Here is a 19,915-nt window from a genome sequence, read left to right as displayed (position 1 = left end):
CGATGATCAAACGGATGGTCGTGTCCGAAAACGAACAACTGCTGTGCACCGTTGGCACGTTGATCGAGGGCGGCTCAGTCGCGGCATTACGGGCCAAGGACTGGGCCAACTTTGCGCGCCGCTACAACGGCCCCAACTACGCGATCAATAACTACCACGTGCGGCTCAGCGCGGCGTATCAGAAGTTCTCCTATGGAGGGACGCCGGACCTGAGAATCCGTATGGCGCAAACCTGCTTGAAATACCTGGGCTGGCATCCCGGCCCCGTCGACGGCATCGTCGGCAAACAGACCCGGGATGCAATGAACCTCTTCCAGGCAAAAGAGCACCTGAATATCACCAAGGTGCTGGACGATGAAACGCAGGCGTGTTTGCGCAGCCGGGTCGAAGCGTTGCCGCTCTGACTAGAACACCGACCAGCCAATCCGCTGACTCAGCAACTCCAGCGCGGCCATGCCCGCGAGGGAGTTGCCGGCAGTGTTCAACTCCGGCGACCAGACGCACACCGTGAATTGCCCCGGCACCACCGCGACAATCCCCCCGCCCACGCCACTCTTGCCGGGCAAACCGACGCGATAGGCAAAGTTGCCGGCTTCATCGTAGAGGCCGCTGGTGGCCATGATCGAGTTGACTTGCTGGGTCTGGCGGGCGGTGAGGATCTGTTCGCCGCTGTGCTTGCAGAAACCGTCGTTCGCCAGAAAACAGAACGCCCGGGCCAGATCCACACAGCTCATGCGCAGCGCGCAATGGCTGAAGTAACTGCGCAGCACCGCTTCGACGTCGTTATGGAAATTGCCGAAAGACTGCATCAGATAAGCCATCGCCGCGTTGCGCGCGCGGTGCTGGTACTCGGACTCGGCGACCTTGCCGTCCACCATGACTTGCGGGTTGCCGGACAGCCGACGGACAAAATCGCGCATCGACAGTGCCGGCGCGGCAAAGCGTGACTGGTTGATGTCGCAGATCACCAGCGCACCGGCATTTATGAAGGGATTGCGCGGGCGTCCGCGCTCGAACTCCAGTTGCACCAGCGAATTGAACGGTTGGCCGGAAGGCTCGTGACCCAGGCGCTTCCAAATGTCTTCGCCGGAGTGTTCGATGGCCTGCACCAGGCTGAACACCTTGGAAATACTCTGCACCGAGAACAGCGTATGGGCATCGCCGGCGCAATACAGTTCACCGTCATTGCCATACACCGCGATGCCCAGCTGATCGGCCGGCACCGTACCGAGGGCGGGAATGTAGTCAGCCACCTTGCCCTGACCGATCAGGGGACGTACTGCGTCAAGGATCTCGTTCAACAGCGCTTGCATGCCGGGTTCCGAAGTCACGCCCCATGGGATTGCGGGGACACAAACGCTAGACGCCAGCGGACGGTAGAGGATCACAGTTTTGTAAAAACCGCGGCACTGGATGAACCCAATCTCAACTACACCACTGATCCCCTGTGGGAGCGGCGGTGCGGCGATCCGACTTGCTCGCGAATGCGGTGTGTCATTTAACAAAAATGTTGGCTGACACACCGCATTCGCGAGCAAGCCCGCTCCCACATTGGTTTTGTGTTGGTTGTGTATCGGAGTGTGTACAGCGCCCCTCCCGACACACCGCGCCCCTAAATCCCCCCACCAAAGACACATCGCAGATACACCTGCTTGATGAACTGTGCCTGTCGATTGGCCACGCCGATCAAAGCGCTCAACTCACTCAATGCTACGGAGTATCACCATGTTCAAGCTCTCGACTTCTTCCTTGACCCTCGGCCTGATCATCGCTGGCGGCCTGGCCCTGTCCAACGTGGCTTCAGCCTCTGAGTCCGAGGCGTTCAGCATGAAACAACTGACCCACGGCTACAGCCAGGTCCAGGCCGACACGGCAGAAAAACCGGCGGAAGGTAAATGCGGCGAGGGCAAGTGCGGCGCCGGCGAGTAACCCAATGTGTGGGGCACCGCGTTGCCCCACTTCCCTGACTGAACGGAGATCAAGCCCATGACCACCTCACTCTCATCGGCCGTGAAAGGCCTGCACCTGAACCTCGACCGTGCCGGTAGCTGGATCGCGCCGCTGACCCTGCGGGTGTTCCTCGCCTGGGAGTTCTTCGAATCAGGCCTGGAAAAATTCAATGGCGAGAACTGGTTCGCCGATATTCAGGACAGCTTCCCGTTCCCCTTCAACCACGCGCCGGCCACGCTGAACTGGGACCTGTCGATGTGGGCCGAACTGATCTGCGCCCTGGCCATACTGGTCGGCCTGGGAACGCGGATCTCGGCAAGCATTTTGATCGTGGTCACGGTCGTCGCGACCGCCGCCGTTCACTGGCCGGCCGATTGGTCTACATTGAGTGAGCTTGCCCAGGGTTACGCCATCAGCAACAAGGGTCACGGCAACTTCAAACTGCCGCTGATCTACCTCGCGGCCTTTATGCCGCTGTTGCTCTCGGGTGCCGGCAAGCTCAGCCTCGATGCGCTGCTGGCTCGAGTCTTCTGGCGTCGCGATAAACGCTGAAGCGCCATGGACTCGATAACGTCCCTCGGTTCAATAGTGGAGCAATGGTCATGAGTCTCACCCTCTATGGTTTTGACGGCAGTACTTATGTGCGCACCGTGAAGATACTGCTGGTGGAAAAAGACGCGGGCTTCGACCAGGTGCCGGTCATCGACCATGACGGGTTCCGGGTGATCGAAACCGGCGCGATCGTGGCCTACCTGGACGAAGTCCTGCCAGGCCCGTCCATTACACCTGACAACGCCCACGACCGCGCTCGCACCCACATGGCCCAAGGCATTTACGATTCCTATGGCTACGGCAACCTTGTGCAGGTGTTCGGCTATCATCTTTTTCCTGACTTCATTGGCGGACAGAATGAAGATTCGCGCCGCAAAGGCATCGAGAACTCGAAGCGGGTGCTGCGCGAGCTGATGAAAATAAAAGGCACCGATCCCTATATCGCAGGTCTTGAACCCAGCATCGGCGACTTTTACCTGGCGCCGGGCTGCGCCTACATCGCCATGACCCCGGATGCACCGCAGGTGTTTTCGGTGGACGGTTTCGACGGATGGTGGAAACGTATGCAGTCTCTGCCAAACTTCAAGGCCACGCAGCCGAAATAAGCTTCAACCCAACTCACTTGTGTAGACAGGAGCCACCATGAGCGTGACCACCCAATGGATCGAGATCGACAGCGACGACGGTAAATTCGGCGCTTACCTGGCGATTCCGCACACCCGCAAAGGCCCAGGGATCGTGTTGATCCAGGAGATTTTCGGCGTGAATGAACACATCCGCTCGGTCGCCGAACAATACGCTGCCGACGGTTACCTGGTGATTGCACCGGACCTGTTCTGGCGCAGCGGCCACCGCATCGAACTGACCTACGACGAGGCCGGCTGGAAACGCGCCGTCGAGTTGATGAACGCCACCGACATCGGCAAGGCACAGACCGACATCGAACTGGCCATCGACGCCTTGAAAGCCCAGCCGGGCCTGGACGGCGGGATCGCCTCGATTGGTTACTGCTTCGGTGGTTTGCTCTCGTACCACACCGCCGCCAATGGGCTGGTGGACGTGGCAATCGCCTATTACGGCGGCGGAATCCAGAATCAGCTGGACCGCGCCGATGACATCGAAGTACCGCTGCTGATGCACTTCGGTGAACAGGACAGCCACATCCCACTGGAAGCCGTGGAGAAAATCGCCGAACGTTTCGATACCAACGATAACGTCGAAATTGTCGTGTACCCGGAGGCCGAACATGGCTTCAACTGCTCGCATCGCGACAGCTACAACCAACGCGCAGCGGCTGAGGCCCATGGCAATACGTTGATCTTTTTGGGTCAGGAACTGTAAGGCCAGACTTTTTTAGCGCCTGTAATGGCCTCATCGCGAGCAAGTCGGATCGCCGCATCGCACGCTCCCACAGGGGGAGCGTGGCTTGCCCGCGATGGGGTCGACACAGTTTCAGCCGTTTAACGACTGGTTTCCTCCACCACCTCGTTCACCATCAACTTCGGATGAACGCTGCGATCATGCACATGACTCGTCGGTGTACGGTCGATCAGCAGGCTCAGCAGCTCCGGGCGGCTGTTGTGACCGCGCGAATCCATCATGCGTTTACGCTTGTCGATCAGGCCCATGTCGAGGTCGACGATGACTTCGCCTTCGCCTTCAGTCAACGAACCCAACACCGAACCGTCCGGGCTGATGATCGCAGTGAAGCAACCACCGGCAAGTTCAAGATGATCCGCGAACGAGTCGCGACGCTCAGTACCTCGCTGACCGGTATAAACGCGCGCTCTGGCTGAGGAACTTCGCGACATGCTGCAGTTTGCGGTACATGGCAAATCTCTCTATGAGTGTGGGGCTGGCCCATGAGAGCGCACTGATGTATCTGCAATGTGTCAGCACCGGGGCGCTTTGTATTTTCACGTATCAAAAGCGGCGACGCTCAACACCCGGCTCGTTCTCACGCTAGGCTGAAGAGTACCGACATCGTGAAAGGAGGCGTTCGAGATGCAACTCATCACGTTGAAAATCGACAAGCCGGAAGCAACGAACTTCATTTTCGGTCAGACCCACTTCATCAAGTCCGTCGAGGACATCCACGAAGCGTTGGTCAATGCCGTGCCGGGTATCCGCTTTGGCGTGGCCTTTTGCGAAGCCTCCGGTAACTGCCTGGTGCGCTGGTCTGGCACCGATACCGCCATGATCGAACTGGCCCGGAGCAATGCCCAAGCCATCGCCGCCGGCCATAGCTTCATCATTTTCCTCGACGATGGCTTCTATCCCGTAAACGTGTTGAACGCCGTCAAAATGGTTCCAGAGGTGTGCCGCATTTTTTGTGCAACGGCTAATTCGACTGAAGTGATTCTCGCTGAGACGGACCAAGGGCGAGCCATTCTGGGCGTGGTGGATGGCTTCTGTGCCCGTGGCATTGAAGGCGAGGAAGACATCCTGTGGCGCAAGAACCTGTTGCGGCAAATCGGCTACAAACTTTGAGCACCTTCCGTTACAACCGGGCGCTGAACATCACACCGTTCAGCGCCTCACACCTCACGCCTGAGGGGCTTTTGGGCGGTTTGGCAGCACGCGAGCGCCCAACGCCGAAGGAGCAGCGATAACCTCTGCCTGAGCCGTCGCGGGCGTCTCCCCTTCGACCTCACCATTCAACGCCTTGTGCATCTTCACGGTGTCCAGCGCCCCTACCCATTTGGCAATGGCCATTGTCCCGACGCCATTGCCGATGGTGTTGGTGATCGCTCGCGCTTCCGACATTCATCGCGCAGGCCACGAACACACCGCTGACCCTGACGGATCAGTTGATCGCAGTACCGATTCCGAAGAGCTGGTGCCGAGGACAGTGAACAGTTCTTCCTTGATGAATTTCAGAAACTTCCACAGGCTGAATCCGCTGTAGCGGCAGATCGGACCCAGTACAAAAATCACGAACACGGCACAGGTCAGGTAGACACAAGCCATCAGCTTGCCGAGCGAGAACAGCGAGCCAAAGCCGTATTTTCCGATGGTGAAGGCAATCGCCCCGAAGGCACCGATGGGGGCCAGACGCATGACCATGTTGACGATGCGAAACATGCCCTGCATCAGGCTGTCCAGCGTGTCGACGAACACCTTGGCACGAGGTCCGACATGCGCCAGGGCAATACCCAGCAGTAGGGAGAACAGCAATATTTGCAGCACGTTGCCCTTGGCGAAGGCATCCACGATGGTGTCGGGGATGATGTTCATCACAAAGTCCATGAACGACGCATGCTTCACGGCGCTGGTGTAGGTGGCCAGGCTGGACGTATCCAGCGTGGTGACATCGATGTTCATGCCGGCGCCGGGTTTGAACACATCGACAACCACCAGACCGACGACCAGTGCCAGGGTGGACACCACTTCGAAATAGATCAGCGCACGAAAGCCGACACGACCCAGCTCTTTCATGTTCTCCATGCGTGCAATGCCCGTGACCACCGTCAGGAAAATCACCGGGGCGAGGAGCATTTTGATCAGTTTGATGAACGCGTCGCCCAAGGGTTTGAGCGCTGTTCCGGTTTCGGGCACGAGCACTCCGACGATGGCGCCGAGGATCACGGCGATGAGCACTTGTACGTAAAGCTTGCCGAATATTCTTTTCATGACAGGGCCCTGATTTTTTATTGTTGTCAGGAAATGCCAAGGGGTCTGATCGGTGATCAGCCCCTTGGCGTTGTGCCGCCGCTTGAATCAGCGTTTGATCAACTCGATGACCGCATCGGTGATCTGGCGGGTGGTGGCCGTACCACCCAGATCCGGGGTATGCAGACCGCTCTCGGTCACCGCCTCGATGGCCGACATCAGGTGCTTCGCCGCGGCCGCTTCGCCCAGGTGTTCGAGCATCATTGCCGCCGTCCAGAACGTTGCGATCGGGTTGGCGACGCCTTTGCCGGTGATGTCGAAGGCCGAGCCGTGGATCGGTTCGAACATCGAGGGGAATTTGCGCGAGGGGTTCAGGTTGGCGGTCGGCGCGATGCCCAGGCTGCCGGACAACGCGGCGGCCAGATCGGACAGGATGTCGGCGTGCAGGTTGGTGGCGACGATCACGTCCAGCGTCGACGGTTTGAGCACCATGCGCGTGGTCACGGCGTCGACCAGTTCCTTGTCGATCTTCACATCAGGAAAGTCCTTGGCGACTTCATAGAAGATCTCGTCCCACAGCACCATGCCGTGACGCTGGGCGTTGGATTTGGTGACCATGGTCAGGTGTCTGCGTGGACGGCTTTGCGCCAGTTCGAAGGCGAAACGGTGAATGCGCTCGACCCCGGCACGGGTGAACACCGACACTTCGGTGGCGACTTCTTCGGGCAGCCCCCCGGTGGACACGACCGCCGTTGCCGGAGTACTCGCCCTCGGAGTTTTCACGCACCACGACCCAATCGATTTGATCGCCATTGAGCAGCGGGCTTTTGACCCCAGGCAGTACGCGAGCCGGACGCACGTTAGCGTATTGGTCGAAGTCCTGGCAGATCGGCAGACGCAGGCCCCACAGCGAAATGTGATCCGGTACGTTGAGCGCACCGACAGCGCCGAAGAAAATGGCGTCGAAGGTTTTCAGTTCTTCCAGGCCGCCTTCCGGGATGTAGTAGCCGTTTTTAAGGTAGTTGTCCGAGTTCCAGTCGAAGTGTTTGAAATCCAGTTCGAAGCCGGATTTCGTCGACAAGGCTTGCAGCACCTCGACGCCCGCGGCGATCACTTCTACACCGATACCGTCACCTGGAACCGCAGCAATTTTGTATGCGCTCATCAATAAACTCCACTCTCGTCACGTTCTTGGTGTGCCTGTCGAACGAGCTGGGCGTCACACCGCCGGCGGTGAGCAAACGCCTGACCGCGCTGGAAGCACGACTGGGTATACGCCTGGTCAACCGCACCACGCGCTCGATGAGCCTGACCTCGGAAGGTGAACTGTATTTTTCCCATGCCGCGCGCATCCTGACGCAGATCGATGAGGTCGAGCAGCTGATCAGCAGCAGTCGGGCGACGCCTAAAGGCCTGATTCGCGTCAATGCTTCGCTGGGATTCGGTCGGCGCTATATCGGCCCGGCCCTGGGCGCGTTCTTCGCGCAGTACCCGGAGGTGGAAATACAGCTGGAAATCAGCGACCACCCGCTCGACCTCACGACTCATGGCTTTGACCTGGGTATTCGTTTCGGCACGCTGCCGGACGCCGCTTTCCATGCCCGAAAGATCGCCTCCAATCGCCGTCTGTTATGCGCCTCGCCGCTGTACCTGGAAAAGCATGGCGTCCCCCAACGCCTGGCGGACTTACAGCAACACAACTGCATCTTCCTGCGCCAAAACGAAACGCCCTACGGCGTATGGAGTTTCACCAACGGTGGGCGCACGCAAAACATCAAGGTGCGCGGAGCGTTAGGCTGCAACGACGGTGAAGTGGCCCTGAACTGGGCGCTGGAAGGTTACGGCATTCTGTTGCGGGCCGAATGGGACATCGCCCGTTACGTGCGCAGTGGCCGCTTGCGCCTGGTGCTGGAGGACCAGACCCCCACCCGCGCCGATGTCTACGCCGTGTATCCACAACAGTTGCACCTGTCGGCGCGGGTACGCAGCCTGATCGATTTCCTGGTCGAGCGCTTCAAGCACATCGATCACCTGGAAGAACCGGAATCTACGCGCGAATGAACAGGGTTGGCGGGCGTCAACTCACGGCCAGAAGCGGTCACTGCAACGTCGTTTGTAGTGGATTGAGCCTTGGATTGCGCGCAGTCAGCAACTGACTTCACCTTGCGAGATCGCCATACTTGTTTTTTCCAACGTGGCGAAGGTTAATCTGACAATGGTGCAAGTGGATGCAAACCTGATTACTGACTGGCAAACATTCCACAGTGTTTTCGCAGAAAAATTCGGCTTTCCTAGCTTCTACGGCCGCAATATGGACGCCTGGGTTGATTGTCTTTCATACCTCGATGACCCCAGCGCAGAAATGTCGTCCATCCACGTTCAAAGCGGACATACGCTTTCATTGGTCATCGACAATGCCCAGAGCTTCAAGCGCCGCTGTCCTGAACAATTTGAAGCGCTTGTGGAATGTGCAGCTTTTGTGAACTGGCGAATCGTCGTTGCTGGTGGCACCCCGCTCCTTGCACTTGCTTTCAATGTCTAAATGCTCGCCCACATCAATCGACAGGGGTGTTATCAACGACTGCGACGGGGCGAAAATTGACCGTCCGGACAGGCTACTATCGGCCAAAAGCGGTCACTGGATGGCCCGCTTGATTCGCGACGCGGTAACGAGGTAAGTCAATTGGACGGTGAGATCGATCCCGATGCCGAGCGCGGTAATGAAGATGACTTCTGGCTAGGACAGAGCCGTCAGATCAAATGCATGGGGCAACACCGCGCCGAAAAATACGACGGCTTTTGGATTACTCAGAGTCAGCACGGCTCCGGCGAGAAGGCCCGCGCCTGCTGAGCGCTTTGGAGGTGCCTGCATTTGTTCGGTGTTCTTTGACCATAAGTTCCAGGCGATGAACAGGATAAAGGCAACGCCGAGCCATTTCACCGCGATGAAGACCGACTCGAACTGCTGGGTCAGTGCGGCAAGTCCGAGGGTGGCGACCAGCAGCCCAGGCAAACTGATCTACAGGCCGCGTTGATGTCGATGTGCGTGGCTAATCCAGGATGAACAGGTCCCCTTCCACATCCGTATCGCCGTGTTTACGACTCTCCGCCGCAGAGTCGTAGACGATCAGCAGAGCCTCCCCAGGCTGCTCGCCCGATTGGAACAGACACATGCCCTCAGCGTGATCGTTGCCTTGCCCGAAAGGCACCTCCAGCACCTTCTCCAATTGATCGGTGAAGACCACGCGTTCCTCGTCGGACGCGAAACCGCCGCGCCAGCGGAAGACCGTTACCGGACCGTCCTGCTCCATGGTGGGGCCCGCCAGGATCAGCAGATCGTCACCGCGGGTGCACAGGTCACGCAAGCCCAGGCCATTGAGCGCGAAGAAGTGCTTACGGTAGCGGCGCCCATCCGGACCGATCTTCTTCAGCACCAGCGTGTCAGACGAGGCGTCGTTCAACTCGGGTTCGATCTCCAACAACACGGCCCAGCCGCGTAGAACCGGTCCACGCAGCCCCAGCAGAAGGCGCGAGCCGATCACCACCAACCCTTCGATATCGAAGCCGTTGTCCTTACCCGGGATACGCAGGAAGTCGCGTAGCTGAGGATCTTCAGCAATCGCCGCGGTCAGGTCGTTACCGACTTCGTTGCCCTGCAACTGCGCCGCCGTACGTCCATCGGCATCCACTTTCCTGGCGAGTACATAGCTGTCGTTCTGCACCACAGGGATGCGGGCCAGCAGAAAGCGATTGCCGTCCGCCTCTACCGTCGACAGGCGCTTGATATTCTTCTGTGCAGAAGTGCCGGCCTCGGCCTTCTTGCGCTTCAGGCTATGGGAGCCCACCACCCAGAGGTAACCACTGTCATGGACATAGGCCAAGCCCTCGATATCGATCTCGGCGTCTTGTTTCGGTAGGGGCAAATCCAGATATTCCAGGAGTGGAAATGATTGGTGCTCGTCGCACCTTACGCCGCCGCCGGGCGTAGCATTCTGGATTTTCAGGCGTTCCAGGCTCGTGGTTTCGTCGTTCGCCACCCAGAGTGTGTCGTCAATCTGCTGAGCGACCGAAAGGCCATCGCGCAACGACGCAAACGCCGGATCAAAGCTCAACAGCGCAAAATTGCTTCGGTCGCTCATGAGCGGTCTCCTGTCTTTATGGCGCGCCGCGCCGGTTATTCAGAACCAGATTCTGCGCGTGTTCTTCGTCCAGTGCATGCACTCGTCCTGGCCGACCGGTCCACCGCTGATGGTTTGGTTCCTTCGCTGCCGCAAGCCAACCCACAATAGTTCCGTCAACTTCCAAAATAGCCGACTAACGGTTACGCCCGTGGGCACAAAGCCTGCAATAACTCCATCGACGAACATTTGACGTCAATCTACCGCCATACGAATTTCCTAATCAGCAGACCCAACTGACACAGCTCAATAGCGCAGGTTCGAGCGCAACTGTGGCCGCAACATTCTCCGCATACAGGATTCTTGACATGATCGACCTCGCCACCTGGAATTTAAGCATCCCTGAAGGCAGCCCACCGGCCACCATAGAAACGCCTCGACTGGCGCAAGGGTTCAAGGACCAGTATTTCAGTTCTGAAGCCGCTACCCTTTCCTTCTGGGCACCTGTGACCGGTTCCAGGACGGCCAACGCTATTTACCCGCGTAGCGAGTTGCGGGAAACCTATAGCGATGGAACGCTGCGCAACTGGCAGTATTCAGCGGCGGATAACACCCTGCGCGCGAGTCTGGCCGTCAATCAGGTTCCGAGCACCGGCAAGATCGTGATTGGCCAGATTCACAACAAGGACAGCAACAGCCCCATGGTGAAGCTGGAATACCAGTACAAAACGTCGACTTCGACGGGAAACATTGTCGCCAAGGTGCGCATGCGTCCCGACGATGAAGAAGGCCAGGTCATTACCATTGCGACGGGTGTGCCGCTCAACCGCGACTTTTCCTACCAGATCCACCTCAGCCCGAAGGGCGCGCTGGGCATCAGCGCAGCAGGATACAACTGGAGAACCACCATCGACCCGAGCTGGAAGACCAAACCACTGTATTTCAAAGCCGGTGCGTATGTGCAGGACAACACCGGCTATCCCAGCGAGGGTGGAAAAGTGACGTTCAGGATGCTGGAGATCCATCACAAAATTTAGTCGCTTCATTGGGTCACTACCGTCGGCACGCCGATCCGAAGGGTGAAGACTTTAGTGGATTTCCTCGTCGATCGGCTACCAAGTGACTAGCTGTCAGTGAACTCAACCGCGCAGGCCGCAGATGCCCTCGAAGCCTTTCAAAACCATTGCGTGCGCATACAGTGGGATACGCTGCTATCGCAGGCGGGTTGAGGGGTTGGTGAAGAAACACACAGCCAGCTCATAAACAGCCTTACACGCTCCGCGTACCTACAGTCAGAATGGGACAGGGTGAAAGTTCTCGCGACTGGCAGCTTCGGGTCGATTGCAACTGGTCGCGGATGGCCGGAGTCGGCGAGGAGCGACCGGCGGACAAGCTGCTGGCATGTCGGCATACGCTGTTTGATTTGAGCTTTTGGCGGCAACCGATGGCGATACTTACCGGGATACCTCAACACGCGCCCTCAAAAATCCCGCCCCAGTCGCTGAGGCGCTCCTTGCGAGGCTTTTAATAGCGAATACATTCACTGATCCGCAGACCCCGTAACGGCGAAAATGTTGCAGGGCACTTGATACAGAACATGCTCCGTCGTACTGCCCACCCATTTGCCCAGTCCCTTGCGATGCGCATTTCCCATGACGATCACATCGGCCCGGTGATGCCCTGCAAAGTCGGCCAGCGCTTTGCCAGGTGGCCCTTCAACGAAGTGTTGTCGCTCAGTGGGCACACCGTAGTGGTCGGCCAATGCGATAAATGACTTTTGCAGTGACTTGCGCACATCGCTGCTGAAACCTGGCATCGTCACTGCACCAGCGCCTGCGTCGGATATATGTGTCAGCGATAGATCGTAGGCATGCAGCAGATGCAGTTCCGCGCTGCATTGCATTGACAATCCGTTCGCCGCCTGGATGATGCGGTCGTTGATGCCAGTGATCTGAGTCTCAGGTTTTGACGGATCGACTGCCGCCACTACCACCCGCGGAAGTGGACACCTGACTGCGCTGACCAGATGCACAGCCACCGGACATTCGCGCAACAGGTGCCAATCCAGAGGCGTAATGAAAACGCGTTTGAGCGCTGACTCGTGTTGCACGTCCTTGATAACCAGATCCGGCTGCATTTCTGCCACATGCCGAAGTATTTCTTGCAGCGCGGTTCGCGTGACAAGCACTTCGGTACTCACCATGACCCCGCGCTCGCGTATTAGATCGGCCTCATCCGTCAACCATTTTTCGTTCTCTTGCTGACAGGCCTCACGAAAACGTGCACCAGCGCTCTTCAAACCCAAGAGGTTGGAGTCTTCGATAAACACCGTGATGTGCAGCGCTGCGCCGGTGGCTTCGGCAATGGCGACAGCTCGCTCCAACGCCGGTGTGTGACGCATGCCTGGACCGGCTATCAGAAAAAGTCGTTGATATTGGCTCATGTAACACCTCCAAACGTTCCGGGATATCTAGCTCCCCCCAGCGCTCTCGCCTGTCACACCACCGACGATTTACTATCGCCTCAACTATATGGATCGACACTATCAATATACGCCTGGATACCCGAGGTTGAAGCCATAGGCTTTGAGGATGGCGTGGACCTCGCTCATGCGAACGTCCTTACTTCGCCGACCCGCCACGCGGCTTGTAAAAAAGAAACATCGAGGTCTCGGTGGTCTTGATGTATTTCCTGGCCCAAACGGGTTTCGCCTTCCTGTCGTGGAAATACATCGCGCCATAGGTTCGGTCGTTCAGTTGTTTGTTGAGCGCTTTGCGCGCGATTTCCTTGGCAATCGCGTATTGGGTTTCTTCCTGGACCTGATCCGAGCGTCCATCACACCACCACGAAAACTGACAATTCCTGGTTTCAGAACCCTGCTTGACCACGGCGCATACCGTGTCCGGAAAGCCATCATGGCCCAGACGATTCATGACGACGCTGGCGACGGCTTCCATGTCCGCGGACGATTTGCCTTTGGCTTCCCAGTAAATGGAGCGGGCCAGACAGGTAATTACATCATCCATGGGCGACTGACCGGCCGGATCGATCGCCTGAGCCTCGGAGGTGGTGATGGTTTCGGACTTGGGCACCGGCACATCGGTGCCCTTCTCCGCGGCTTTCTGCTCCAGGACCTCGGCCTTGTCCTCAGCCACTTCCTTTTTTTGCTCCTGCTCAGACGCGATGGCCGGGCCGGCGAGAAGGGTTATTGCGAAGCAGGTGGATATCCAGATAACTCGCATGATCGACCCTTCGGACGGAACCGGGAGCACGCCGCACTGGCGACTTTGCTTGATTGTAGTTGCCAAAATTCATTCCAACAGATGGACAAAAAAACTGTGTTTGGACGCGAAAAGGCATTGCACTCGCGGGGGTGAAATCGCGCATCATGGGCGCAGTCAGCTCAAGGGGATTTCCATGCGCTTCAAATCATCTGCTATGCGTCTTGCCACGTTGTCACTGGGGATGTTGTACGCCGTGAATGCGTTGGCGGCCGACGAGAAACAACTGATTGATTCGATCAACCTCTACCGCAGCCAGGTGCAGCGCTGCGCGGGTCAGGTCTCGCAGGAACTGCCACCGCTGGCCGGCGATCCACGGCTGGCGCTGAACGCCAACAGCGTCGGCAATCTGCAGCAGGCAATGGCCAGCGCGGGTTATCCGATGAAGAATGTGCAGGCGATCAGCCTGTCCGGGCCGCGTGATGCGCCGTCGGCGATGAAAGCCATTCAGGAAAGCTTTTGCCAGATCGTGCTGGACCCGCAATTCGTCGATGTCGGCGTCAGCCGCCAGGACCGTGAGTGGCGCATCGTGCTGGCACGTCCGCTGTTGAGCGCTCGTCTGGGCGACTGGCAGGCGGAAGGTCAGAAGCTGCTGGCCGAGCTCAACATCGCACGCAGTCAGCCGCGCCAGTGCGGCACGCAATCCTTTGCCGCCACCACGCCACTGGCCTGGAACGCCACGCTGGCGACGGCGGCCGAGGAGCACGCCCGGTCAATGGCCAACAACAATTACTTCGATCACAAGGACCGCGATGGCCGCATGCCGGGTGATCGAGCTGAATTGGCTGGTTATAGCGGCGGGCTGATCGGCGAGAACATCGCTGCCGGACAAGACACCGTGCGCAAGGTGGTCGATGGCTGGGTGTCCAGCGCCGGTCACTGCGCGAACCTGATGAACCCACAGTACCGGGAGTTGGGCGCGGCATATGCGGTTGATCCGAAGAGTGATCCGGGGATTTACTGGACGGTGATGTTCGGGACGCCATAAACGCCCGGTTTTTTTGCAGGCACAAACCCGGAGCTCACTTTTGGGCGCCGGACAGTAAAAACCCGTCATGGATTTTGTCGATCACTGGGTCATCAATAGTGATTGGACGACCTGCCAAGCAACGAAGCACTGATGGGGCGCTTCACGCCTCCACCTGCACCACCTCAATCCCGAGCTTTTGATAGTCCTCGACATTGCCCGACGCCACATGACGCTCGGTGATCAGGGTATGAATACGCTGACACGGCGCGACCACGAACGGCTCCACCGCCCCCAGTTTGTCGGCGGTGGTGACGGCAACGACATGGGAGGCGCTGGCGAGCATCGCCTGTTTGACCGGCACCTCGTCGAAATGCAGGGAGCTGATGCCGACTTCCGGGTGAATCGCACAGACGCCGGTGAACAACAGATCAGCCTTGATGCCCTCGATCAGCCGCAGGGTTTCATGTCCGCTGGCCGACAGGGTCGCGGGATTGAGTTGCCCGCCGGCCAGAATCACCGTGATGCCTTTGTATTCGGCCAGGGTGATCGCAATCATCGGCGAGGCGGTGACGGCCGTAATGGCAATGTCCGAAGGTAGAGAACGGGCGATTTGCAGCGTCGTGCTCCCCGAATCGAAAATCACAATCTGGCCGTTGTGTACCTGGCGTGCGGCGAGTTGCGCCAGGTGTGTTTTCACTTCATCGGTTTCACTGACGCGGGTGAAATAATCCTTGCCGGTGTCCTTGGGCCGCGGCAGTGCCCCGCCGTGCACCCGCTGCACCAGCCCGGCGGTGGCCAGCTCCGCCAGATCACGGCGAATGGTGTCTTCGGACACTGCGAAATGCAGGCTCAGCTCACTAGCCATGACCTTGCCGTCACGTTCGAGAATCAACAGGATTTTTTGCCGGCGCAGATGAGGGAGCTCGGCGGCTGAGTGTGAGTCGTGCATGTTTTTGCCTGTTTTTGCGCGAAATTGCGTGCTTGTGCGAGACTAGCCAAAGCGCGGGATAAACACAAACCACCCGGACATCAATTGTTTCGATAATTCAAATCATGAAGCCGAATTTTTTATTTGTTTGTGACTTGTTCAAGATGGCGCCATCACACATATTTTGGATGAAAACTTCATGAATCTAAACTTTGCCTTTGCCTGCATGATCGTGGTCTCGTTCGCGATTGCGTTGGGTCACGCCTGATCAGCAGAAGCCAAAGGCCATTCGCTCCCTCCTCCATCCAGAGTCGACTCATGCTGTGTTCCCTTGTATCGAACGGCGCTCTCGTCACGCCTGAAAGGCCGGATACAACGGTGCCCTGGTGGAGCTTTACCAAAACCGTGCTCGCTGCTGCCGCGCTGTCACTGGTGCGTGACGGGTTGATCGACCTTGACGACACCGTTGCTGAAGGCCCCTTCACGCTGCGCCAACTGCTGCGGCACGAGGCCGGGCTGGCGGATTATGGCGAACTCGCCGACTACCACAACGCCGTGGCCCGCCATGAGACGCCCTGGCCGGCCGATGACATGCTGCAACGCCTTGATGCCAGCCGATTGCGCTACGCACCCGGGGACGGTTGGCGCTATTCGAACGTCGGCTATCTGTTCGTCGTGCGACTGATTGAACGCGTGACGGGGGCGCACGCTTGAAGCAGCGCTCACGGAGCGTGTGTTCGCCCCCCTCGGTTTATCCCGCGTACGCCTCGCCAAAACGCAAGCCGATCTGGACGGCGTGAACATGGGGAGCGCGCCAACCTACGACCCCGGCTGGGTGTATCACGGCTTGCTGGTTGGCCCACTTGAGGAAGCCGCCCTTTGTCTGGACGGTCTGCTGGCCGGCAACCTTCTGCCAAACGCGCTGCTGCAAGCGATGCAAACGGTACGCGTCCTCGGCGGCCCGATTCCCGGTCGCCCGTGGACTTCCCCGGGCTACGGTCTCGGCCTGATGCAGGGTTTGGTCACGGGCGATCTGACGTTGAGCGGACACACCGGCGCCGGCCCGGGCAGCGTAGTGGCGGTCTATCGCTGCGTTGATGGCGAAAACGCGGCGAGTTGCGTGGTCTTTCATGAAGGCGCCGACGAAGGGGTTGCCGAAGCAGAAGTGGTCGAACGCCTGTCGGCAGTCCTTGGGAAAAACCGGTAGAAAAGCCGTAACCCTTCCCCGCATGGTCTATAACCAGTGGCGACATGATTTGGATCAGGGAACCTTGAAGGCGCCCTCGCTAAATTGATCTCTTGAAAAAAGCCGACAAGTGACTGTCCGCTAGGAGATTCCCCGCATGAAAGCCCTGAAAATAGCCGCCAGTGATTCCGCGTTCGATTGTTTCCAGACCTCCCGAGAAGTGATCCCGCTCAATCAAACCGACTACACCGACGTCGCGGTTGCGGTGTTCTCTGTGGAGGATGTGATGGCGGGCGCCCTGGACGCCCTGCAGCGTACCGGTTTCGATATCCCCATTTTTCTCGTCGCCTCTCCCGGTTCCGGCAACCGCGCCCGGGACGTCTACAAGCACCTGCAAGATGTGCTGCTTCAGGTGAATGGCATTTTTGACCCCTCGCGCAATAACGCCGAATACCATGGCAACCAATTGGAGACCGCGGCAAAAGCCTATGAAGAAAGTCTCCTGCCGCCCTTCTTCGACGCGCTCAAGCACTACACCGAATCGGCCAACGCTACGTTCGCCTGCCCTGGCCACCAGGGCGGCCAGTTTTTCCGCAAACACCCGGCTGGCCGGCAGTTCTTCGACTTCTTCGGCGAGACTCTATTTCGCGCCGACATGTGCAACGCCGACGTCAAGCTCGGCGACTTGCTGATCCACGAAGGCCCGGCACTTCAGGCGCAAAAACACGCGGCGCAGGTGTTCAACGCCGACAAGACCTACTTCGTGCTCAATGGCACATCGGCCTCTAACAAGGTGGTCACCAATGCGCTACTCACGCCTGGCGATCTGGTGCTGTTCGATCGAAACAACCACAAATCCAATCACCAAGGTGCGTTGATCCAGGCGGGGGCTACCCCGGTTTACCTGGAAACCGCGCGCAACCCTTATGGTTTTATCGGCGGGATTGACGCCCATTGTTTCGAAGAAGGTTACCTGCGCGAACTCATCAGCGAAGTGGCACCGGACAAGGCCCAACTGCCACGGCCGTTTCGTCTGGCGATCATTCAGCTGGGCACCTATGACGGCACCATCTACAACGCCAGACAAGTCGTCGATCGCATCGGCAAACTGTGCGACTACATCCTGTTTGACTCGGCATGGGTGGGTTACGAACAGTTCATCCCGATGATGAAGGATTGCTCGCCGTTGCTGCTGGATCTGCATGAAAACGATCCCGGTATATTTGTCACTCAATCGGTGCACAAACAGCAGGCGGGGTTTTCCCAGGCGTCGCAGATCCACAAGAAAGATCGCCATATCAAAGGCCAGGCCCGTTATTGCAACCATGCACGGCTGAACAACGCCTTCATGGCCCAAGCCTCTACCAGCCCGTTTTATCCGCTGTTCGCCTCACTGGATGTGAACGCGCGCATCCATTCCGGCCGCAGTGGCCTGCGCCTGTGGGAAGACTGTGTGAAGTTCGGCATCGACGCGCGCAAATTGATTCTGGAAGCGTGCACCATGGTTCGCCCCTTCGTGCCGGACACCATTGACGGTCGCCCCTGGCAGGACCATCCGACTGAGGACATCGCCAACGACATCCGGTTTTTCGAATTCCATCCGAAGGATCGCTGGCATGCCTTCAGTGGTTACGCCGACAAGCAATACTTCATCGACCCCTGCAAGTTGCTGTTCACCACGCCAGGCATCGACCCGGTCGATGGCAGTTACACCGACTTCGGCATCCATGCCGGCATCCTCGCCAACTTCCTGCGCGAGAATGGCATCGTTCCTGAAAAGTGCGACCTGAACTCGATTCTGTTCCTGCTCACCCCTGCCGAAGACTGGGCAAAGATGACGCATCTCGCCGCACAGATCGCACGCTTTGAACGCTTCATCAGTGATGACGCACCGATGAGCCGGGTGTTGCCGGCCATCTATGCAACGCATCAGGAGCGCTATCGCAACTACACCATTCGCCAACTCTGCCAGGAGATGCACGACCTCTACCGCACCCACAACGTCCAGCAATTGCAGAAGGCAATGTTCCGCAAGGAACACTTCCCGAAAAAGGCGATGAACCCGCAGGCAGCACAGTTCGAATTCATCCGTGGCAACGTCGAACTGGTGGCGCTGGCGGACGCGGAGGGTCGCATCGCTGCCGAAGGTGCCCTTCCCTATCCACCCGGCGTGCTCTGCGTGGTGCCCGGGGAAATATGGGGAGGCGCGGTGCTCAAGTACTTCCTGGCGCTGGAGGAAGGTATCAACGCTCTTCCTGGCTTCACCCCGGAACTCCAGGGCGTGTATTTGAAACAAGAAGGTGGTCGCATTCGAGCCTATGGGTACGTGATCAAGCCTTGAGTCTTCACACCGACCCCACAATAAACGCCCGCAACCACTGATGCGCCGGATCGCGATGGCAGCGCTCCGGCCAGAGCATGCTCATCTCGTAACCCGGCACCTCCAGCGGTGGCTCGAACACCGCCAGCCCGTTTACGTCACGAACCAGCCGTGCTGGCAGCATCGCCACCAGATCCGTGCTCTCCAGCACCGAGCGGACAAACAGGAAATGCGGAACCGACAGAACGACCCGACGCGTCAGCCCGACTTCAGCGAGCGCCCTGTCAGTGGTGCCGTGAAAGCCGCCGCCATCCGGCGACACGATCACATGATCGAGCTCGCAGAATTGCGCCAGAGTCGGCCGCTTTTGCAGACGCGGATGGTCGGCACGCCCCACCAGCACATAGCGTTCGGTAAACAATGCCCGGCGATGCAAACCGGGTGGCGAGTCCTCGCGGGTATGAAAAGCCAGATCGATGGCGCCCTGCTCCGCTTGTTTGGCCAACCGTGGCGGCACCAGGTCAAACACCGCCAGGCGCGTGCCCGGTGCTGCCGAGCGCAGCCCGGCCAATGCGGGCAACAGGATGGTCGACTCGCCGTAATCGGACGCCATGACCTTCCACGTCTGTTGCGCCTCGGCCGGGTTGAAAGCGTCCGCGGGCGACACGGCGCGCTCCAGAGCTTCCAGTGCCTGGCGCAGCGGTTCGCGCAATTCATCGGCCCGGGCGGTGGGCCGCATGCCCCGTGGGCCCGGCAGCAACAGCGGATCGCCGAAAATATCGCGCAACTTCGCCAGGTGCACACTCACCGACGGTTGCGACAGATTCAGACGGTGAGCCGCGCGGGTCACATTGTGTTCCGAAAGCAGGACATCAAGGGTCAGCAACAGGTTGATGTCCAGGCGCCGCAGATTATTCATCACAATACCTGACATATTGGTTATTCATTTCCAATATACCGGTCAACGTCCGATCCTGCAGCCTCCAGACACCGGAGAC

Annotated in this window: 19 protein-coding genes and 4 pseudogenes; 12 read left to right on the top strand and 11 right to left on the bottom strand. The window is 58.6% G+C overall.

What is annotated here, in order from left to right; translation table 11 throughout:
* Positions 1–14: 14 nt before the first annotated feature.
* Entirely contained in the window at positions 15–404 is a 390-nt protein-coding gene (locus ACMXYH_RS13510) for an N-acetylmuramidase domain-containing protein (protein WP_415767365.1), read from the top strand.
* Here the strand turns inward: ACMXYH_RS13510 and glsB are convergent, their stop codons facing one another.
* Positions 405–1,313 (bottom strand): glutaminase B, encoded by a 909-nt coding sequence (gene glsB / locus ACMXYH_RS13505; RefSeq protein ID WP_033054442.1) that lies wholly within the window; start codon positions 1,311–1,313, stop codon positions 405–407.
* Between the two features lie 412 nt (positions 1,314–1,725).
* Between glsB and ACMXYH_RS13500 the strand changes: the two genes are divergently transcribed.
* Genes ACMXYH_RS13500 through ACMXYH_RS13485 form a run of 4 tightly spaced genes read left to right on the top strand, consistent with a single transcriptional unit; the run spans position 1,726 to position 3,843 of the window.
* Positions 1,726–1,929 (top strand): HvfA family oxazolone/thioamide-modified RiPP metallophore, encoded by a 204-nt coding sequence (locus ACMXYH_RS13500; protein WP_415767364.1) that lies wholly within the window; start codon positions 1,726–1,728, stop codon positions 1,927–1,929.
* A 57-nt stretch (positions 1,930–1,986) separates the two neighbouring features.
* Positions 1,987–2,502 (top strand): HvfX family Cu-binding RiPP maturation protein, encoded by a 516-nt coding sequence (locus ACMXYH_RS13495; RefSeq protein ID WP_415767363.1) that lies wholly within the window; start codon positions 1,987–1,989, stop codon positions 2,500–2,502.
* A gap of 50 nt (positions 2,503–2,552) precedes the next feature.
* The gene (locus ACMXYH_RS13490) at positions 2,553–3,107 is read left to right on the top strand and encodes a glutathione S-transferase family protein (protein ID WP_415767362.1); all 555 of its coding nucleotides are present in this window, start codon (positions 2,553–2,555) and stop codon (positions 3,105–3,107) included.
* 37 nt (positions 3,108–3,144) lie between these two features.
* A complete protein-coding gene (locus tag ACMXYH_RS13485; RefSeq protein WP_415767361.1) occupies positions 3,145–3,843 on the top strand; it encodes a dienelactone hydrolase family protein in 699 nt (232 codons plus the stop codon).
* A 119-nt stretch (positions 3,844–3,962) separates the two neighbouring features.
* Here the strand turns inward: ACMXYH_RS13485 and ACMXYH_RS13480 are convergent.
* A pseudogene (locus ACMXYH_RS13480) lies at positions 3,963–4,223 on the bottom strand (aliphatic nitrilase); the annotation flags it as partial.
* 283 nt (positions 4,224–4,506) lie between these two features.
* On the opposite strand from ACMXYH_RS13480, the gene ACMXYH_RS13475 reads away from it, so the two are divergent.
* The gene (locus ACMXYH_RS13475) at positions 4,507–4,992 is read left to right on the top strand and encodes an adenosine-specific kinase (protein WP_415767360.1); all 486 of its coding nucleotides are present in this window, start codon (positions 4,507–4,509) and stop codon (positions 4,990–4,992) included.
* A gap of 54 nt (positions 4,993–5,046) precedes the next feature.
* Here the strand turns inward: ACMXYH_RS13475 and ACMXYH_RS31480 are convergent, their stop codons facing one another.
* From ACMXYH_RS31480 to ACMXYH_RS13465, 3 genes and pseudogenes are all read right to left on the bottom strand, one after another.
* Positions 5,047–5,268 (bottom strand): hypothetical protein, encoded by a 222-nt coding sequence (locus ACMXYH_RS31480; RefSeq protein WP_432760528.1) that lies wholly within the window; start codon positions 5,266–5,268, stop codon positions 5,047–5,049.
* A gap of 51 nt (positions 5,269–5,319) precedes the next feature.
* Positions 5,320–6,135: pseudogene (locus ACMXYH_RS13470) on the bottom strand (cation:dicarboxylate symporter family transporter); the annotation flags it as partial.
* Between the two features lie 87 nt (positions 6,136–6,222).
* Positions 6,223–7,279: pseudogene (locus tag ACMXYH_RS13465) on the bottom strand (tartrate dehydrogenase).
* Here ACMXYH_RS13465 and ACMXYH_RS13460 point away from each other — a divergent pair.
* Together ACMXYH_RS13460 and ACMXYH_RS13455 are read left to right on the top strand one after the other, a co-directional pair.
* Complete coding sequence (locus ACMXYH_RS13460) at positions 7,270–8,175, top strand: LysR family transcriptional regulator (protein WP_415767359.1); 906 nt, start codon at positions 7,270–7,272, stop codon at positions 8,173–8,175. The pseudogene ACMXYH_RS13465 and the gene ACMXYH_RS13460 sit on opposite strands and share 10 nt — an antisense overlap.
* A 154-nt stretch (positions 8,176–8,329) precedes the next feature.
* Complete coding sequence (locus ACMXYH_RS13455) at positions 8,330–8,656, top strand: barstar family protein (protein ID WP_415767358.1); 327 nt, start codon at positions 8,330–8,332, stop codon at positions 8,654–8,656.
* 195 nt (positions 8,657–8,851) lie between these two features.
* Here the strand turns inward: ACMXYH_RS13455 and ACMXYH_RS13450 are convergent, their stop codons facing one another.
* Together ACMXYH_RS13450 and ACMXYH_RS13445 are read right to left on the bottom strand one after the other, a co-directional pair.
* Positions 8,852–9,127, bottom strand: coding sequence for a LysE family translocator (locus ACMXYH_RS13450; RefSeq protein WP_415767173.1), 276 nt, complete (start codon positions 9,125–9,127; stop codon positions 8,852–8,854).
* A 37-nt stretch (positions 9,128–9,164) separates the two neighbouring features.
* Positions 9,165–10,253 carry a DUF3616 domain-containing protein gene (locus tag ACMXYH_RS13445; protein WP_415767172.1) on the bottom strand — a complete coding sequence of 363 codons (1,089 nt, stop codon included), beginning with the start codon at positions 10,251–10,253 and terminating at the stop codon, positions 9,165–9,167.
* A gap of 347 nt (positions 10,254–10,600) precedes the next feature.
* On the opposite strand from ACMXYH_RS13445, the gene ACMXYH_RS13440 reads away from it, so the two are divergent.
* Positions 10,601–11,269, top strand: coding sequence for a polysaccharide lyase family 7 protein (locus tag ACMXYH_RS13440; RefSeq protein ID WP_129436826.1), 669 nt, complete (start codon positions 10,601–10,603; stop codon positions 11,267–11,269).
* Positions 11,270–11,772: 503 nt separating this feature from the next.
* On the opposite strand, the gene ACMXYH_RS13435 is transcribed toward ACMXYH_RS13440, so the two are convergent.
* On the bottom strand, positions 11,773–12,675 hold the full coding sequence (locus tag ACMXYH_RS13435; protein WP_415767357.1) for a universal stress protein: 903 nt from the start codon (positions 12,673–12,675) through the stop codon (positions 11,773–11,775).
* 178 nt (positions 12,676–12,853) lie between these two features.
* The gene (locus ACMXYH_RS13430; RefSeq protein WP_415767356.1) at positions 12,854–13,474 is read right to left on the bottom strand and encodes a cell wall hydrolase; all 621 of its coding nucleotides are present in this window, start codon (positions 13,472–13,474) and stop codon (positions 12,854–12,856) included.
* Positions 13,475–13,649: 175 nt separating this feature from the next.
* Between ACMXYH_RS13430 and ACMXYH_RS13425 the strand changes: the two genes are divergently transcribed.
* A complete protein-coding gene (locus ACMXYH_RS13425; protein WP_415767355.1) occupies positions 13,650–14,501 on the top strand; it encodes a CAP domain-containing protein in 852 nt (283 codons plus the stop codon).
* A gap of 142 nt (positions 14,502–14,643) precedes the next feature.
* Here ACMXYH_RS13425 and ACMXYH_RS13420 read toward each other — a convergent pair whose 3' ends face one another.
* Positions 14,644–15,432: a DeoR/GlpR family DNA-binding transcription regulator gene (locus ACMXYH_RS13420; protein ID WP_415767354.1), complete on the bottom strand. Its 789-nt coding sequence runs from the start codon at positions 15,430–15,432 to the stop codon at positions 14,644–14,646.
* Between the two features lie 297 nt (positions 15,433–15,729).
* Between ACMXYH_RS13420 and ACMXYH_RS13415 the strand changes: the two are divergent.
* Together ACMXYH_RS13415 and speF are read left to right on the top strand one after the other, a co-directional pair.
* A pseudogene (locus tag ACMXYH_RS13415) lies at positions 15,730–16,618 on the top strand (serine hydrolase domain-containing protein).
* A gap of 136 nt (positions 16,619–16,754) precedes the next feature.
* Positions 16,755–18,938, top strand: a complete 2,184-nt coding sequence (gene speF / locus ACMXYH_RS13410) for an ornithine decarboxylase SpeF (RefSeq protein ID WP_415767353.1) — start codon at positions 16,755–16,757, stop codon at positions 18,936–18,938.
* Between the two features lie 4 nt (positions 18,939–18,942).
* Here the strand turns inward: speF and ACMXYH_RS13405 are convergent, their stop codons facing one another.
* Positions 18,943–19,836: a LysR family transcriptional regulator gene (locus ACMXYH_RS13405; protein WP_415767352.1), complete on the bottom strand. Its 894-nt coding sequence runs from the start codon at positions 19,834–19,836 to the stop codon at positions 18,943–18,945.
* Between the last annotated feature and the right edge of the window lie 79 nt (positions 19,837–19,915).

It is taken from the genome of Pseudomonas frigoris, assembly GCF_047758635.1.
Taxonomy (GTDB): domain Bacteria; phylum Pseudomonadota; class Gammaproteobacteria; order Pseudomonadales; family Pseudomonadaceae; genus Aquipseudomonas; species Aquipseudomonas frigoris.
This window is presented reverse-complemented; position numbering and strand designations above follow the sequence as displayed.

Bases quoted from the DNA above. Each gene is read 5' to 3' on its own strand.
- ACMXYH_RS13440 (WP_129436826.1), top strand. From the start codon at position 10,601: ATGATCGACCTCGCCACCTGGAATTTAAGCATCCCTGAAGGCAGCCCA.
- ACMXYH_RS13460 (WP_415767359.1), top strand. From the start codon at position 7,270: ATGCGCTCATCAATAAACTCCACTCTCGTCACGTTCTTGGTGTGCCTG.
- ACMXYH_RS31480 (WP_432760528.1), bottom strand. From the start codon at position 5,268: ATGTCGGAAGCGCGAGCGATCACCAACACCATCGGCAATGGCGTCGGG.
- ACMXYH_RS13495 (WP_415767363.1), top strand. From the start codon at position 1,987: ATGACCACCTCACTCTCATCGGCCGTGAAAGGCCTGCACCTGAACCTC.
- speF (WP_415767353.1), top strand. From the start codon at position 16,755: ATGAAAGCCCTGAAAATAGCCGCCAGTGATTCCGCGTTCGATTGTTTC.
- ACMXYH_RS13405 (WP_415767352.1), bottom strand. From the start codon at position 19,836: ATGAATAATCTGCGGCGCCTGGACATCAACCTGTTGCTGACCCTTGAT.
- ACMXYH_RS13455 (WP_415767358.1), top strand. From the start codon at position 8,330: ATGGTGCAAGTGGATGCAAACCTGATTACTGACTGGCAAACATTCCAC.
- ACMXYH_RS13420 (WP_415767354.1), bottom strand. From the start codon at position 15,432: ATGCACGACTCACACTCAGCCGCCGAGCTCCCTCATCTGCGCCGGCAA.
- ACMXYH_RS13500 (WP_415767364.1), top strand. From the start codon at position 1,726: ATGTTCAAGCTCTCGACTTCTTCCTTGACCCTCGGCCTGATCATCGCT.
- ACMXYH_RS13445 (WP_415767172.1), bottom strand. From the start codon at position 10,253: ATGAGCGACCGAAGCAATTTTGCGCTGTTGAGCTTTGATCCGGCGTTT.
- glsB (WP_033054442.1), bottom strand. From the start codon at position 1,313: ATGCAAGCGCTGTTGAACGAGATCCTTGACGCAGTACGTCCCCTGATC.
- ACMXYH_RS13435 (WP_415767357.1), bottom strand. From the start codon at position 12,675: ATGAGCCAATATCAACGACTTTTTCTGATAGCCGGTCCAGGCATGCGT.
- ACMXYH_RS13425 (WP_415767355.1), top strand. From the start codon at position 13,650: ATGCGCTTCAAATCATCTGCTATGCGTCTTGCCACGTTGTCACTGGGG.
- ACMXYH_RS13485 (WP_415767361.1), top strand. From the start codon at position 3,145: ATGAGCGTGACCACCCAATGGATCGAGATCGACAGCGACGACGGTAAA.
- ACMXYH_RS13490 (WP_415767362.1), top strand. From the start codon at position 2,553: ATGAGTCTCACCCTCTATGGTTTTGACGGCAGTACTTATGTGCGCACC.
- ACMXYH_RS13430 (WP_415767356.1), bottom strand. From the start codon at position 13,474: ATGCGAGTTATCTGGATATCCACCTGCTTCGCAATAACCCTTCTCGCC.
- ACMXYH_RS13475 (WP_415767360.1), top strand. From the start codon at position 4,507: ATGCAACTCATCACGTTGAAAATCGACAAGCCGGAAGCAACGAACTTC.
- ACMXYH_RS13510 (WP_415767365.1), top strand. From the start codon at position 15: ATGGTCGTGTCCGAAAACGAACAACTGCTGTGCACCGTTGGCACGTTG.